This window comes from uncultured Roseibium sp., assembly GCF_947499295.1.
Taxonomy (GTDB): Bacteria; Pseudomonadota; Alphaproteobacteria; order Rhizobiales; family Stappiaceae; genus Roseibium.
This window is the reverse complement of sequence record NZ_CANMNP010000007.1, coordinates 39,854-56,205: the sequence shown is the minus strand read 5'-3', so window position 1 is coordinate 56,205 and position 16,352 is coordinate 39,854. Positions and strand designations below refer to the sequence as shown.

At 55.0% G+C, this 16,352-nt stretch carries 11 protein-coding genes; all 11 read left to right on the top strand.

Features of this window, described 5'->3' with window-relative positions; translation table 11 throughout:
* Positions 1-4 precede the first annotated feature (4 nt).
* The 11 genes from nuoL to dnaE all read left to right on the top strand — a co-directional run bounded on the left by nuoL (position 5) and on the right by dnaE (position 16,337).
* Positions 5-2,014 carry an NADH-quinone oxidoreductase subunit L gene (gene nuoL / locus Q0835_RS12725; protein ID WP_298820511.1) on the top strand — a complete coding sequence of 670 codons (2,010 nt, stop codon included), beginning with the start codon at positions 5-7 and terminating at the stop codon, positions 2,012-2,014.
* Positions 2,014-3,543 carry an NADH-quinone oxidoreductase subunit M gene (locus tag Q0835_RS12720; RefSeq protein ID WP_298961710.1) on the top strand — a complete coding sequence of 510 codons (1,530 nt, stop codon included), beginning with the start codon at positions 2,014-2,016 and terminating at the stop codon, positions 3,541-3,543. Before nuoL ends, Q0835_RS12720 begins: the two co-directional genes overlap by 1 nt.
* Positions 3,544-3,566: 23 nt before the next feature.
* On the top strand, positions 3,567-5,006 hold the full coding sequence (gene nuoN / locus Q0835_RS12715) for an NADH-quinone oxidoreductase subunit NuoN (protein WP_298961708.1): 1,440 nt from the start codon (positions 3,567-3,569) through the stop codon (positions 5,004-5,006).
* An 8-nt stretch (positions 5,007-5,014) separates the two neighbouring features.
* Entirely contained in the window at positions 5,015-5,785 is a 771-nt protein-coding gene (locus Q0835_RS12710) for a biotin--[acetyl-CoA-carboxylase] ligase (RefSeq protein ID WP_298961705.1), read from the top strand.
* A 45-nt stretch (positions 5,786-5,830) separates the two neighbouring features.
* A complete protein-coding gene (locus Q0835_RS12705) occupies positions 5,831-7,510 on the top strand; it encodes a ribonuclease J (RefSeq protein ID WP_298961703.1) in 1,680 nt (559 codons plus the stop codon).
* A 46-nt stretch (positions 7,511-7,556) separates the two neighbouring features.
* Positions 7,557-7,961, top strand: a complete 405-nt coding sequence (gene mce / locus Q0835_RS12700; protein WP_152504287.1) for a methylmalonyl-CoA epimerase — start codon at positions 7,557-7,559, stop codon at positions 7,959-7,961.
* Between the two features lie 4 nt (positions 7,962-7,965).
* A complete protein-coding gene (locus tag Q0835_RS12695) occupies positions 7,966-8,256 on the top strand; it encodes a DUF1467 family protein (protein ID WP_298961700.1) in 291 nt (96 codons plus the stop codon).
* A gap of 626 nt (positions 8,257-8,882) precedes the next feature.
* A complete protein-coding gene (proS, locus tag Q0835_RS12690) occupies positions 8,883-10,211 on the top strand; it encodes a proline--tRNA ligase (protein WP_298961697.1) in 1,329 nt (442 codons plus the stop codon).
* A 100-nt stretch (positions 10,212-10,311) separates the two neighbouring features.
* A complete protein-coding gene (locus Q0835_RS12685) occupies positions 10,312-11,616 on the top strand; it encodes a lipoprotein-releasing ABC transporter permease subunit (RefSeq protein ID WP_298820528.1) in 1,305 nt (434 codons plus the stop codon).
* A gap of 10 nt (positions 11,617-11,626) precedes the next feature.
* Positions 11,627-12,343 (top strand): ABC transporter ATP-binding protein, encoded by a 717-nt coding sequence (locus tag Q0835_RS12680; protein ID WP_298820530.1) that lies wholly within the window; start codon positions 11,627-11,629, stop codon positions 12,341-12,343.
* A 502-nt stretch (positions 12,344-12,845) separates the two neighbouring features.
* Entirely contained in the window at positions 12,846-16,337 is a 3,492-nt protein-coding gene (dnaE, locus tag Q0835_RS12675; RefSeq protein WP_298961694.1) for a DNA polymerase III subunit alpha, read from the top strand.
* Positions 16,338-16,352 lie beyond the last annotated feature (15 nt).

The following is a 16,352-nucleotide window of genomic DNA, read 5'->3' as shown; positions in this document are numbered from 1 at the left end:
ACCGATGTATTCCGCAATTCTGTTCCTGCCGCTGCTCGGCTTCCTGATCGCCGGTCTTTTCGGCCGCGCAATCGGCGCAAAAGCCAGCGAGTACATTACCAGCGGTTTTCTGATAATCGCGGCACTGCTGTCATGGATCGTCTTTTTCGGTTTTTGGCTTGGCGGCGCGCAACTGGAAATCGTCGAGCTTTTCCGCTGGATCAACGCCGGTGATCTGAAAGTATCCTGGTCCATCAGAGTGGATACGCTGACTGCGGTCATGTTGGTTGTGGTGACCACGGTCTCGGCCCTGGTGCATGTCTATTCCATCGGCTACATGCATCATGATCCGCATCGGCCGCGGTTTTTCGCCTACTTGTCGCTCTTTACCTTTGCCATGCTGTCGCTGGTGACGGCGGACAATCTGCTGCAGATGTTCTTCGGTTGGGAAGGCGTGGGTCTTGCGTCTTATCTGCTTATTGGGTTCTGGTACAAAAAACCTTCTGCCAATGCTGCCGCCATCAAGGCTTTCGTCGTCAACCGTGTCGGCGACTTCGGTTTTGCGCTTGGTATCTTCGGTGTCTTCTACGTTTTTCAGAGCATCGACTTCACAACGATCTTCAATGACGCGCCGTCCTTTATCGAGGAGCAAGGCGAGGTCATGTCATTCCTCGGCTATCATCTTGATGCGCAAGCTGCGATGACCGTGATCTGCCTGCTGCTGTTCATGGGCGCTATGGGCAAGTCCGCGCAGTTTCTGCTTCACACATGGCTACCGGATGCGATGGAAGGCCCGACACCGGTTTCCGCGCTTATTCACGCTGCGACCATGGTAACGGCAGGTGTCTTCATGGTGGCGCGCCTGTCTCCGCTGATGGAACTGTCTGACACCGCGTTGACGGTGATTGTGTTCTTCGGCGCGACGACGGCTTTCTTTGCCGCAACGGTTGGTCTTGTCCAGAACGATATCAAGCGCGTGATTGCCTATTCGACCTGTTCGCAACTTGGATACATGTTTGTTGCGCTTGGCGTCGGGGCTTATTCCATCGGTATCTTCCATCTGTTCACACACGCTTTTTTCAAGGCGCTATTGTTCCTGTGCGCCGGTTCGGTGATCCACGCCGTCAGCGATGAGCAGGATATGCGCAAGATGGGCGGACTTCGGAAACACATTCCGATCACCTATTGGACGATGATGATTGGAACTCTGGCGCTCACGGGTGTCGGAATTCCCTTCACCCATCTGGGTTTTGCCGGGTTTGTCTCCAAGGACGGCATCATCGAGGCTGCATTTGCAGCGTCCGGCGGGGAACATGCCAATCCGATGGCGCTTTACGGCTTTTGGCTGACCGTGATCGCTGCAGCGCTCACATCATTCTATTCCTGGCGTCTGACGTTCATGACATTCCATGGCAAGCCGCGCGCGCCTGTCGATGTGATGAAGCACGTTCATGAATCGCCGCTCGTGATGACTGTTCCGCTGTTCATCCTGTCGATTGGTGCCGTTCTGGCCGGCATGGTCTTCTACGGATCGTTCTTCTATTCAGAAGAAGCCTACAACGCCTTCTGGGACGGTTCGCTGCCGGCCTTTGCCGACAGCCATGTTCTGCATGCCATGCATGAAGTGCCTGCCTGGGTGCGTGTTTCACCGTTCGTGATGATGGTGCTCGGCCTGCTGGTTGCCTATCAGTTTTATATCCGCAAGCCGGAGATGCCGAAGCAACTGGCGGAACGTCATTCCGGCCTCTACAAGTTCCTGCTGAACAAGTGGTACTTCGACGAGCTTTACGATTTTCTCTTTGTCCGTCCTGCGATGTGGCTTGGCCGCGTTCTTTGGAAGAAGGGTGATGGCACCGTGATTGACGGGTTTGGCCCGAACGGTGTTGCCTCCCGGGTTCAGAACGTGACCGCATGGGTCGTCAGACTGCAGACCGGATATCTCTATCACTATGCATTTGCGATGCTGATCGGGGTGGCTGCACTGATCACCTGGTCGATGTTCACCGGTGCTGGCACCGGCGGGGGTGCACACTAATGATTGACTGGCCAATTCTGTCACTCACAACATTCTTGCCGCTGCTTGGCGTGCTTTTCATCCTGCTGGTTTCTGGCGATGATGAAGGCAGCAAGAAAAACATCCGCATGGTCGCGCTGGTAACGACAGGTGTCACCTTCCTGTTGTCTCTCTTCATCTGGGCGAATTTCGATTACGACAATCCCGGTTTCCAGTTTGTGGAACACCGTGACTGGTTGGGCGGTGGCATCAACTACCGGATGGGTGTTGACGGCATCTCCGTGCTTTTCGTAATCCTGACCACCTTCCTGATGCCATTTTGTGTTCTGGCCTCCTGGGAAAGCATTCAGAAGCGCGTCAAGGAATACATGATCGCCTTCCTGGTGCTGGAAACGCTTATGATCGGCGTTTTCTGTGCGTTGGATCTGGTGGTTTTCTACGTGTTCTTCGAAGCTGGTCTTATCCCGATGTTCCTGATCATCGGGGTCTGGGGCGGCGCGCGCAGGGTCTACGCTTCCTACAAGTTCTTCCTCTACACATTGCTCGGATCTGTCCTGATGCTGGTCGCGATCATGGCGATGTACTGGACGGCCGGCACGTCGAGCATCGAGGAACTGCTCACAACGTCCAAGTTCCCCGCACATATGCAGACCTGGCTCTGGTTGGCATTCTTTGCAAGTTTTGCCGTGAAGATGCCGATGTGGCCGGTGCATACCTGGTTGCCCGATGCACACGTGGAAGCCCCGACGGCCGGGTCCGTGATCCTGGCCGGCATTCTGCTGAAACTTGGCGGCTACGGCTTCCTGCGCTTCTCGCTGCCCATGTTCCCGATCGCCTCGGATATGTTCGCACCGATGATCTACACGCTTTCAGTAGTCGCGATCATTTATACGTCGCTGGTGGCCTTGGCCCAGGAAGACATCAAGAAGCTGATTGCCTATTCGTCCGTCGCTCACATGGGCTACGTGACCATGGGAATTTTCACGATGACTGAGCAAGGCGTTCAAGGCGGCATCTTCCAGATGCTTTCGCACGGCATTGTCTCGGGCGCGCTTTTCCTGTGCGTCGGCGTGATCTACGACCGGATGCACACGCGTGAGATCTCCGCCTATGGCGGTCTGGTCAATCGGATGCCGAAATATGCGGTCGCTTTCCTGATCTTCACGATGGCCAATGTGGGCCTTCCCGGAACATCGGGCTTTGTCGGTGAGATACTGACCTTGATGGGAGCCTTCCAGGTCAACACTTGGGTAGCGATGTTTGCCACAACAGGCGTGATCCTGTCGGCGGTCTATGCGCTTTACCTCTATCGGCGCGTTGTGTTCGGCGCGCTCGAGAAGGAGAGCCTCAAGTCGATGCTTGATCTCAACCTTCGGGAAAAGGCAATCCTGATCCCGATGATTGTCCTGACGATTTTCTTCGGCTTCTACCCGATGGCCATCCTGGATGTTACCCAGGGCGCGGTCGATAATCTCATCAATCAGTATAGCGCTGCACTTGATGCTGCCGGCGTCACCCAGCACGCAGCGGCCGCTGCGGTTGCCCACTAAGGTTTCGAGGACGAGACAGAGCTATGTCAGACGTGACCCAACTGCCAGATCTCATGCCGGTCCTGCCGGAGATCATCCTGGCCCTCGGAGCAATGGTGCTTTTGATGATCGGTGCCTTTGGCGGCAAAGGTGTCAGCTACGCCATATTCGGCGGTGCCATGGGCTTGCTCGGCGGTGCCTTCCTGGTGCTTTTGCTGGTGCCGTCCTTCGGAGAAACCTTCGGCGGCTCATTCGTTCTGGACGAATTCGCGCATCTGCTCAAGCTTCTGGTCATGGCGGGCTCGTTCTTTGCAATTGCGATGTCGTGGGCCTATGCCAAAAGCCAGTCATTCGACCATTTCGAGTATCCCATCCTGATCGTCATGGCGACGCTCGGCATGATGCTGATGCTGTCGGCAAACGACATGATCGCACTTTACCTCGGCCTCGAACTTCAGAGTTTGTCGCTCTATGTCGTCGCAGCGATCAATCGTGACAGCGTTCGCTCCACGGAAGCCGGTCTTAAGTATTTTGTCCTCGGCGCGTTGTCCTCCGGCATGTTGCTTTACGGGATGTCGCTCGTTTACGGTTTCACCGGGCAAGTGTCGTTCGCAGGCATTGCGGAAGCCTTGACCCATGAAGGCGCATCCATCGGCCTTGTCATCGGTCTGACGTTTATTCTTGCTGGACTCGCGTTCAAGATTTCAGCCGTCCCGTTCCACATGTGGACGCCGGACGTCTACGAAGGTGCGCCGACGCCGGTCACCGCTTTCCTTGCCGCAGCTCCCAAGGTTGCTGCCATGGGTATGCTGGTGCGGATCGTGATCGAGGCATTCCATCCGGTCACCAGCGATTGGCAACAAGTGATCGTCTTCGTATCGATTGCGTCGATGGCGCTCGGGGCATTTGCGGCGATCGGGCAACGCAACCTGAAACGGCTGATGGCATATTCCTCAATCGGCCATATGGGCTATGCCCTTGTGGGACTGGCAGCAGGTACACAGACCGGCGTAGAGGGTGTGATCTTCTATATGATGGCCTACCTTGGCATGACCCTTGGTGTTTTTGCCTGTATCTTGTCCATGCGCCGCAGGGACGGCATGGTTGAAGATATCGATGATCTTTCGGGTCTTTCCCAGACCAATCTGCCAATGGCGATCTTGCTTGGCTTGCTAATGTTCTCCCTGGCAGGGATTCCCCCGCTCGTCGGGTTCTTCGGCAAGTGGTATGTCTTCGTGGCTGCCGTTGAAGCAGGGCTTTATCCTTTGGCGGTGATCGGCGTTCTGATGTCGGTTGTCGGTGCTTACTATTACCTTCGTATCGTCAAGGTTATGTTCTTTGACGAACCCGTTGAACGCTTTGAAGCGATGCCGATGGAGCTTCGTGTGGTGCTTGGTCTGTCCAGCATCTTCGTTATCTTCTTCTGGCTGGCACCAGGTCAGGTCGTCAACGCGGCAAGCGCTGCGGCACAGTCGCTGTTCTGATCGGACACATGAGCAATTCGAGAATGGAACATCCGGCGCCAGGTGTGCCGGATTTTCGCTTTGAAGCCCATGAAAGTGTTGGGTCGACAAACAGTCTTTGCTTTGAGCGGGCACGTGCAGGAAGTCCTGGAAACCTTTGGATCAGATCGGAAATCCAGACGGAAGGCAGAGGCCGACGCGGACGGGATTGGGCATCGCCGGGCGGCAACCTATTTGCCAGTCTTTTGCTGATAAATCCTGAGCCTGCAGCAAGGATTGGAGAATTGCCACTCGCAGCAGCGGTTGCCCTGGCGGAAGCCGTTGACAAAGCTGCCGGTACGCTGCAACTGGTAAAACTGAAATGGCCAAATGATCTTTTGGTCGAAGGGGCAAAACTATCCGGCATTCTGCTGGAGGCGGAAACACTAAGCGACGGTCGACAGGCAGTCGTACTCGGCTTTGGTGTGAACTGTGTTTCCCATCCGCCACTATCGCTATATCAGGCGACGGATTTGCGAAGTCTGGGCTTTCAAGTCTCAGCTGAGAGGCTGTTTGAAACGCTGACGAGCGCCATGGCGGATCAATTGGCGCAGTGGCGGCAGACTGGCGGTTTTGAAACCGTTCGCAGGGCGTGGCTGAAGCGCGCTGCGCATCTGGGCAATCGGATCACGGTCAAACTGGGCCAGGAAGAAATTACCGGCATTTTTGCCGATTTGGATGCGCGCGGTCACCTGGTTCTTCGCCAGGATGATGGTCGCCAGCGCACCATTTTTGCGGGTGACGTGTTTTTACCCGGCTGAGAGCCGAATGACGTCAGCCGGCAGCAAGTTCTGAAGGAGCACTCAATGGCTTCGGCCAATTTGAAAGAAAATGAAATCGTTTTTCTGCCACTTGGTGGTGTCGGCGAAATTGGAATGAATCTCGGCCTTTACGGCTTTGGTCCCGATGGTGACCGGACGTGGCTGATTGTCGATTGCGGCGTCAGTTTTGCCGGGCCTGATTTGCCTGGAATTGACGTTGTCGTACCGGATATCAAATTCCTGGAGGACGAGGTCGACAACATTGCCGGCATGGTGATCACCCATGCGCACGAAGATCATTATGGAGCTATCCTGCACCTTTGGCCCTACCTGAAGGTGCCGGTCTATGCGACAGCCTTCACTGCGGGGCTGCTTGCTGCCAAGTCGGAAAGCGAAACGCTTGAAGAGGAAGTTCCGGTGACCGTCGTGAAACAAGGTGAGCGGCACAAGATCGGACCGTTCGACGTTGAATTTGTCGCGATGGCGCACTCAATCCCTGAGCCGTGTGCCCTGGCAATCCGAACACCTGCCGGCCTCGTTCTACATACAGGCGATTGGAAAATAGACCCGACGCCAGGCGTTGGACTTCCGATCGACATGGATCGGTTGGCAGAGCTTGGACATGAGGGGGTCATGGCTCTTGTCTGTGACAGCACAAATGCGGTCCGGGACGGGGTCAGCCCAAGCGAAGCCGATGTCGCTGAAGAATTGAAAACGGTGATGGCGAAGGCTGGCAAGCGGATTGCGGTCACTACATTCGCTTCGAATGTTGCCCGTATTCGCGCAGTTTCCGAAGCAGCAGCTGCAAACGATCGCGATGTCGTCGTTGTCGGCCGTTCCATGCACCGGGTGATCGATGTTGCCGGTGAACTGGGATATCTGGAAGGCCTGAAACCCTTTCATGATGAGGAAGCATATGGCTATTTGCCGCGTGAAAAAGTCGTGCTTCTGTGCACCGGCTCACAAGGGGAGAGCCGAGCTGCGCTTGCCCGGATTGCCTCAGGTGATCATCGCAATATTGCCTTGTCCAAGGGAGACACGGTGATCTTTTCTTCACGAACGATACCAGGCAACGAGAAGGCGGTCGGCGAGGTAATGAACAATCTCGCAGACAAGGATGTCGAGATCGTCACCGACAGAGACGCGCTTGTGCATGTCTCGGGACATCCGCGACGTGGTGAGCTTGAGCAACTCTACAAGATGATCAAGCCGAAAGTCGTGCTTCCCGTGCATGGTGAACCGTTGCATCTTGCAGCACATGCCGCGTTTGCAAAGGAACAGGGCGTTCCGGAAGTCGTGCGCGGCAAGAACGGGGACATCGTCCGCCTTGTTGCAGGAAAAGCAGCGGTAATCGACGAAGCACCATCCGGTATCCTGGTGAAGGACGGTACCATTCTGGATGATCCGGAAGTTACCGGTGTGCGCGAGAGGCGCAAACTGTCTTACGCTGGCGCTGCCGTTATTGCCCTTGTTGTGAACCGATCGGGTGACCTCTTGGACGATCCGCATATCACCCTTCTGGGGTTGCCGGACACGGATGACGACGGAGAGCCGATGGAGGACATCGTCGCCAAGGCGATCATTGGTGCCGTGACGAGCATCCCGAAGGGAAGGCGCAAAGACAAGGATCTGGTAGGCGAGGCAGCTCGAAAAGCCGCACGCTCTCAGATCCTGGATGTCTGGGGCAAAAAGACGCTCTGCAAGGTGGTGGTGACCCAACTATAGTCATTGGCGGCCATACAGGGCCGTTTCTATTTGGGAAGGAATTCGAATGATTGGTCGGCTCAACCATGTCGCCATCGCGGTTTCGGACATTGATGCTGCGACTGCGGTTTATCGGGACACGCTTGGTGCTGAGGTCTCTGCGAAAGAAGAACAGCCTGATCATGGTGTCAGCACGGTGTTCATCAACCTGCCGAACACGAAGATCGAACTGCTCGAACCGCTCGGGGACAATTCTCCGATTGCGAAATTTCTCGAAAAGAATGCGTCCGGCGGCATTCATCATGTTTGCTACGAGGTGGACGACATCATTGCAGCGCGTGACAAGCTGTTGGCGGACGGGGCCCGTGTACTGGGTGATGGGGAACCGAAGATTGGGGCCCACGGGAAGCCTGTGTTGTTTCTGCACCCAAAGGACTTCCTTGGAACTTTAACGGAACTGGAAGAGGCGTAAGGCGATGTCCGTGGCGTTTGGCATGGCAGTATTTTTCATGCTGTGGTGGATCATTCTGTTTGCAATCCTGCCTTTTGGATTGCACCGCACGCAAGAAGAAGCAGGGGATGTGGTCCCAGGTTCTGTGCCAAGTGCCCCGGACAGACCGAAGTTCCTCAAGGTGATCGTTCTAACGACAGTTATCACCACGCTTGTATTTTCGGCTTACGTCTCATTGCGGGCCCAAGGTTTCGGATTGGACGATATTCCGTTTTTCAAGCCACCGGGAGCCAGCTACAGCCAGCCGGGTAGTTGATCAGCGCCTTATACCAACCTCAACAAATAGGAACCCATTCGAATAGGTTCTTATATGTTGAGGTTGGTACTAGTTCTACCTAAATTGGAGCTAGGCAATTTGATGACAAAACCTTGGCCGCTGAAAATTTGGAAATGGCCTGAATAAAAGAAAAAAGGCAGAGCCAGGCTCTGCCTTAAAAAAGTTCCGCGTCTAAACTGACCCTTTTCCCTTACCGGTTGGGATAACAACCTGGTTGGGTGGCTGCGTACCGAATGGCGCGCCTGAGGGTCCTTCCTCCCAAGACTCAGACCGCGATGTCCTTGAGCTTCTTAGCATTTCTGCCGAGGCATCTTTTTGTTATGGGAACGGAACGTAGCCCATTGTTTGCAGTTTGTCACCTATTTGTCGTGCGGAGATGAATATTTTTGCTTGTCTATTTTTGAACCTTGTATTTGAACATTTGGTCAGGATTTTCAAGGCGCAAAACTAAGCCGGCAAAACTGCTGGTATTCGGTCAATTTTGATGATTTTCGGGCGAAAAAATGCGAAAGCCGTCGGTGCCCAAGTAAAGGGCTTGTTTTTGCCTTCCGCATGCGCTTTGACTGCGCACCAAACAGGCACTGCCAGAAATTGAGAGAACTTTCATGCGTCTTTCCCGTTATTTCCTGCCCATCCTGAAGGAAACGCCCAAGGAAGCAGAAATCGTGTCCCACAGGCTGATGTTGCGCGCGGGCATGATTCGACAGCAATCCGCAGGGATCTATTCCTGGCTGCCACTCGGCCACAAGGTTTTGCGCAAGATTGAGCGAATTGTCGAAGAAGAACAGGCGCGGGCCGGGGCGGTTCAACTGCTGATGCCGACAATCCAGTCCGCTGATCTGTGGCGCGAAAGCGGGCGCTATGACGCCTATGGCAAGGAAATGCTGCGCATTACCGACCGTCACGAGCGGGATATGCTTTTCGGGCCGACCAATGAGGAAATGATTACCGATATCTTCCGCGGATACGTGCGTTCCTACAAGGATCTGCCGCTGAACCTCTACCATATTCAGTGGAAATTCCGTGACGAGGTTCGTCCGCGATTTGGCGTGATGCGCGGCCGTGAATTTCTGATGAAAGATGCTTATTCCTTTGATCTGGACAAGGAAGGGGCCCGGCACGCCTATAACCGCATGTTCGTCGCTTATTTGCGCACATTCGATCGCATGGGCCTGAAGGCGATCCCGATGAAAGCGGACACGGGGCCGATCGGTGGCGATATGAGCCACGAATTCATCATTCTGGCAGACACCGGCGAAAGCGAAGTCTTCTGCGACAAGTCGCTGCTTGAAATGCCGATACCCTCAGAAGACACGGACTTCTATTCAGACCTGACCCCCTTGGTAACCGGTTGGACGACACCTTACGCGGCAACCGACGAAATGCATGATGCTGCCGCTTTCGATGCATTGCCCGACGACGCGAAAGTATCAGCACGCGGGATAGAAGTCGGTCACATCTTCTATTTCGGCACCAAGTATTCCGAGGCGATGGGGGCGAAGGTTGCCACTGCGGAAGGGACGGAAGTTCCCGTGCATATGGGATCCTATGGTGTTGGCGTTTCCCGCCTTCTTGGCGCCTTGATCGAAGCCAATCATGACGAGAACGGAATCATTTGGCCAAAGTCTGTCGCGCCGTTCCATGTCGGGCTGGTGAACCTTAAGCCGGGCGATTCAGTGACGGACACGGCGTCGGAAGATCTCTATGCCAAGCTTGAGGCGGCTGGCATTGAAGTTCTCTACGACGATAGGGACACACGCGCTGGTGCGAAATTCGCAACCATGGATTTGATCGGCTTGCCGTATCAGGTCGTTGCCGGTCCTCGTGGCCTGAAAGACGGTCTTTTGGAGGTCAAGGACCGCGCAACTGGGGAAAAGGAGATGCTTTCCCCCGAAGCGGCCTTGAACAAGCTGACGGCGGCATTGACGGACTGATTAAGTCCGGTGATCCTCCGTGGTGGGGATTCGGCCGCGGTTCGCTGCGGCTAGACGGGCTTTTTCGATAGCTCTGGGGCGTTGCTGAAGTGGATGGACAATGACAGCGGCAGACACTGCGGACATTGAGCGTGACGAGAAACAAGCCGCCTCCACACGCCCGTTTTCCCCCTTCGAATGGATGATTGCCGGCCGCTACTTGCGTTCACGCCGGCGCGAGACATTTATTTCCGTTATTGCCGGCTTTTCCTTTGCGGGCATCATGCTTGGCGTGGCGACGTTGATTATCGTCATGGCTGTAATGAACGGATTTCGCACCGAACTCCTGGGCAAAATCCTGGGTATCAATGGGCATATGCTTGTCCAGCCAATCGATCTTCCTTTGACTGATTATGATGCAGTTGCATCGCGGCTTGAGGGGGTGCCTGAAGTTGTTAGCGCAATTCCCTTTACCGAAGGCCAGGCACTTGTGTCCGGTCCTGCCGGTAACTTCGGAGCGCTGGTGCGCGGTATCTACGAAAGTGATCTGAGACGCGTTCCGCTTATCGCAAACACGGTACGTGGCGGTACCTTGGATGGATTTGACGAAGGTGAGGGCGTTGCCATCGGTTCGCGGATGGCGCAGCAGCTCGGCATTACGGTCGGCGACAATGTCACCATTATTTCACCACGCGGGAGCGTCACACCGATGGGCGTGACGCCAAGGGTCAAGGCTTATCCGGTTTCGGCAATTTTTGAAATCGGGATGAGCGAATACGATGCTACGTTCCTGTTCATGCCGTTGAATGAAGCGCAGGCCTATTTCAACATGGACAACAAAGCGACAGGTGTTGAGGTTTATGTGCTTGACCCGGATCGGGTCGGGACCATGAAGGCTGCGATCGAAGAGGCGGCAGATCGACCGGCATTCGTAACGGACTGGCGTCAACGCAACATCACTTTTTTCTCCGCACTGGAAGTGGAGCGCAACGTGATGTTCATTATCTTGACGCTGATTGTTCTGGTCGCTGCGCTGAACATTATTTCCGGCATGATCATGCTGGTGAAAGACAAGGGCAAGGATATTGCCATCTTGCGTACGATGGGCGCTTCACGCGGCGCAATCATGCGCATCTTTCTGATAACAGGGGCAAGTATCGGCTGTGTGGGAACGCTTGCGGGGTTTGTTCTGGGATTGGTCGTGTGTCTGAACATTGAAAGCATTCGTCAATTCGTATCCTGGCTGACGACCACCGAACTGTTCTCGCCCGAGCTCTATTTCCTGTCGAAGCTGCCTGCCGAGATCGATAGCGGAGAGACGACGACAGTTTTGTTGATGGCGTTGCTCCTGTCCCTGCTGGCAACAGTTTATCCGGCATGGCGTGCAGCTCGCCTCGATCCGGTTGAAGCACTCAGGTATGAGTAGGAGCGGGGAGATGGACATGGCGGTCGACCCACGTCAGACGCCCGGCATTGCTCCGGCCGCGCTTGAACTGTCCGGGATCACGCGCAGCTTCGAAGAAGGCGATCGGCAATTGCACATCCTTCGGGGCGCTAATCTTAGGATTGAACCCGGAGAAATGGTGGCACTTGTCGCCGCGTCGGGAACAGGCAAATCGACACTGTTGCACATCGCGGGACTTCTGGAGCGTCCAGATGAGGGCGACGTCTTTCTCGGTCCCGTCAACTGCTCCGAACTCTCCGACGTGGAGAGGACGGCAATCCGACGGAACGACATCGGATTCGTCTACCAGTTTCATCATCTGCTGCCTGAATTCACCGCCCTTGAAAATGTGATGATGCCGCAAATGATACGCGGTTTGCCTCGCAAAGAGGCTGCCAAGAGAGCCGACGAACTGCTCAAATATATGAGGTTGGGTGATCGCGGCAGTCACCGACCGTCAGAACTCTCAGGGGGGGAACAACAGCGTGTTGCTGTCGCCCGGGCTGTGGCGAATGCTCCGCGCATTCTTCTTCTTGATGAGCCGACCGGAAACCTTGACCCAAAAACGGCCAGTTACGTATTCGAGGCGCTTTCCGCACTGGTCCGTGCGTCGGGTGTCGCGACGCTCTTTGCCACGCATAATCTTGAGCTTGCCGGACGTATGGATCGGGCTATCACGCTGGCGGATGGTCAGGTCAAAGGCCTTTAGCCGGTTCAGGTCTTCAAAAACAGCATAGTCAATTTATTAGGACGCGACGGGTACTGACGCTATCGGTGTTGCTTCACCGTGTTTGGAACAAAGCAAAAACCTCGGGTTTTAAGCGAATTTGATTTGCCTGCTGACAAGAGGAACAAAAAGGGCTTGCAAGAGGAACAAAAATGGAACATTATCTCTTCAACGTTAGGTCAGGTTTGGAGAATGAAATGTTCTATATCGCTCGTGACTTTGCAGCTTTTGGTTCGCTTGTTTGCTTCTGCACGACACTTGCTGTTTGGGGTGATGTTCTTTTCTCTGCAGGTTAAGATCAGCAAATGCGCGCGGTTGTCCGTTCGCGCAAAAATTTCAAAGTCTCGGACAATGACGTCCAGTTGAGGCTTGTGCCTTTCGCAAACTGAAAGAACAGCGGTAACAACCAGGTTGATGGCTCGACAGAGCTGTCCCGAAGCGTTTCACTTGTGTGCTGATTCTGAACGGGCGTGCGAGTGCATCAATGACGGATTACGGAACCTCAACTCAGGGCTCAAAATCGAGTGTTGGAGTAGCCTCTGGCCCAGGGTTTGTGCACCTTAGGGTTCACTCCGCGCTTTCCCTTCTTGAAGGGGCTCTGCCTATCAAGAAGCTTCTGGATCTTGCGAAGGCAGACGAGCAGCCGGCATTGGCTGTAGCGGACACCAACAATCTCTTTGGCGCGCAGGAGTTCTCCTCAAAGGCATGGGGAGCCGGTATTCAGCCGATTACCGCGTGCCAATTGTCAATTGCATTTGAAGACGGGCTTGAGAGCGGCAGACGCGGAGAGCCTGCCCTTGCGGATCTTGTTCTGATTGCCATGACAGAGACTGGATATGGCAATCTCATGGAATTGTCGTCGCGGGCCTTTCTTGATACGGAAACCGGTTTGCGGCCGCATGTTTCGCTAGAGTATCTCCTTGCAAAATCCGATGATCTCATAGTCCTTACAGGCGGTGCATTTGGGCCGATTGGAGCTGCGCTTCTCGCAGGCCGCAAGGACTTGGCGAAAGCGCGGCTGAGCCAAGTGTCTGATGGCTTTCCCGGGCGTTGTTATGTCGAGTTGCAACGGCATGGCATGGAAGTCGAGCGCAAGACGGAAGATGCGTTTTTGGATCTTGCTTATGAGCTGGATCTTCCTCTGGTCGCGACAAACGAGGCTTTTTTTCCGAAGCGGGAAGACTATGAAGCTCATGATGCGCTGATCTGCATTTCCGAAGGGCGCGTGCTTATCGAGGACGACCGCAGACGCCTGACACCCGAACACTATTTCAAAAGCCGCACAGAAATGTGTGCGCTGTTTGCCGATCTACCCGAGGCGCTCTCATCAACAGTCGAAATTGCGCGTCGCTGCAGTTTCCGGCCGATGAAACGGGACCCGATCCTGCCGCGATTTGCCGGTGCGGATGCAGACCCGGAAGAAGCAGAACACGCAGAAGCGGAAGAGCTCAAAAGGCAGGCCCGGGAAGGCCTGCAGGCTCGGCTTGATGCCCACGGCCTTGCCTCCGGTCTTGAGGAGAAAGACTATTGGGACCGGCTCGATTACGAGACCGGAATCATCGAGCGTATGAAGTTTCCCGGTTACTTCCTCATCGTCGCCGACTTCATCAAATGGGCCAAAGGCAATGACATTCCCGTCGGGCCCGGCCGTGGGTCCGGTGCCGGTTCGCTTGTTGCCTGGTCGCTGACGATTACCGACCTCGACCCGATGCGCTTTTCGCTTCTCTTTGAGCGGTTCCTCAATCCGGAACGTGTCTCGATGCCGGATTTTGACATCGACTTTTGCCAGACGCGCCGTGAAGAGGTCATTCGCTACGTTCAGGAAAAATACGGCCGCAAACAGGTCGCGCAGATCATCACCTTTGGTTCGCTGCAGGCACGCGCGGTCTTGCGGGATGTCGGGCGGGTGCTGCAGATGCCATACGGTCAGGTTGACCGCCTTTGCAAGCTTGTACCTGCCAACCCGGCCAATCCGGTAACGCTCGCCCAGGCGATCGAAGACGAGCCCCGTCTTCGGGAAGCCGCAAAGGAAGAAGAGATTGTCGAGCGCCTGCTGGGCATGGCGCAGAAGCTTGAGGGACTTTACCGACATGCATCCACACATGCTGCTGGTGTGGTGATCGGCGACAGACCACTTGAAAAGCTGGTGCCGCTCTACCGTGACCCTCGTTCCGACATGCCGGTTGCTCAGTTCAACATGAAGATGGTTGAAGACGCCGGCCTCGTTAAGTTCGACTTTCTGGGTCTGAAAACGCTTACCGTTATCGACACTGCCGTAGAGTTGATTGGCCGGCGCGGGGTGAACGTGGACGTGGCCGGACTGCCGATTGATAACATCAAGACTTACGAAATGCTTGCCCGCGGCGAAACATTCGGCGTGTTCCAGCTTGAAAGTCAGGGCATGCGCCGTGCAATCGCCGGCATGAAGCCAGACCGGTTTGAAGACATTATTGCACTGGTGGCGCTTTACCGGCCGGGGCCCATGGAAAATATTCCGGTCTATAACGCGGTGAAACACGGCGAGCAGGACCCGGACTGCCTGCACCCGTTGCTTGAACCGATCCTGATGGAAACCAACGGCATCATCGTCTACCAGGAGCAGGTGATGCAGATTGCGCAGGTGCTTTCGGGGTACTCACTCGGCGAGGCGGACCTGCTGCGACGGGCAATGGGTAAGAAAATTGCTGCCGAGATGGAAGTTCAACGTGCGCGTTTTGTCGACGGTGCAGTCGAACGCGGCATCAACAAATCGCAGGCCGGAACGATATTCGATCTGGTGGCGAAGTTTGCGAACTACGGATTTAACAAATCCCACGCTGCAGCCTATGCGCTTGTCTCCTACCATACCGCCTGGCTGAAAGCGAACCACCCTGTCGAGTTTATGGCGGCTTCCATGACACTGGATATGGGCAACACCGACAAGCTTGGAGATTTCCGTCAGGAAGCGCGCCGCATGGGGATCGAAATTGTGCAACCGTCCATCAACCGGTCACAGGTCTTTTTCGATGTTGCCGATGGTAGAATTCTTTATGCGATGGGAGCGATCAAGGGTGTAGGTGAGCAAGCCGTTGAGCACATTGTGAAAGTGCGTGGCGAAACTCCGTTCAGGAGTGTTGGCGACTTCGCCAGACGAATTTCACCACGAGCACTTAACAAACGGACGCTTGAGAACCTTGTTGCAGCTGGCGCGTTTGATGAACTTGAGCCGAACCGGGCAAAGGTTTTTGAAGGGCTGGATCGTGTCATGGGCTTGGCGCAACGAACCGAAGAAAACAAGACGCTTGGACAGGATGAACTTTTCGGCGCCAGCGACAGCGAAGAGCCGTTGCAACTGGACGAAGTGCATGGATGGGCCAACGAAGAAAAACTTCAGCGGGAACACTCCGCCATCGGGTTCTACCTTTCAGCGCATCCCATCGACGAATATGTATCAATCCTGGAGAAAATGAGGGTTCAGCCTTGGACACAATTCGCTGAAGCAGTCAAAAAGGGCGCTTCGGCGGGTCGACTTGCGGGCACGGTTGTCTCGATGCAGGAGCGCAAAACAAAAACCGGAACACGCATGGGTATCGCAAGGTTGTCAGATGCAACCGGACAATATGAAGCCTTGCTGTTCAGGGAAAAGCTGGAACAATTCCGAGATGTCCTTCAGTCCGGCAGGTCCGTTGTGGTGCTGGTTGGTGCCGACATGCGTGACGATGAACCCTCGCTGAGGGTTGAACAGGTGGACCCGATCGACAAGGTGGCTGCACGCCTTCAAAAAAGTATGCGTGTCTTCGTTCGTGACGAGCGTCCCATCAGAAGCCTCGCCAATCAGCTGAAGGTCCGTGGGGAAGGGGACGTGACAGTGATCGTGCTACTTGAAAACGGCGCGCGCGAAGTAGAAGTCAAGCTTCCCGGAAGGTTCAGATTATCTCCGGAAATCGCAGGTGCGCTGAAGGCTGTTCCAGGCGTTATGGATGTGCAAATCGCGTGACAACGACGCCTGAAC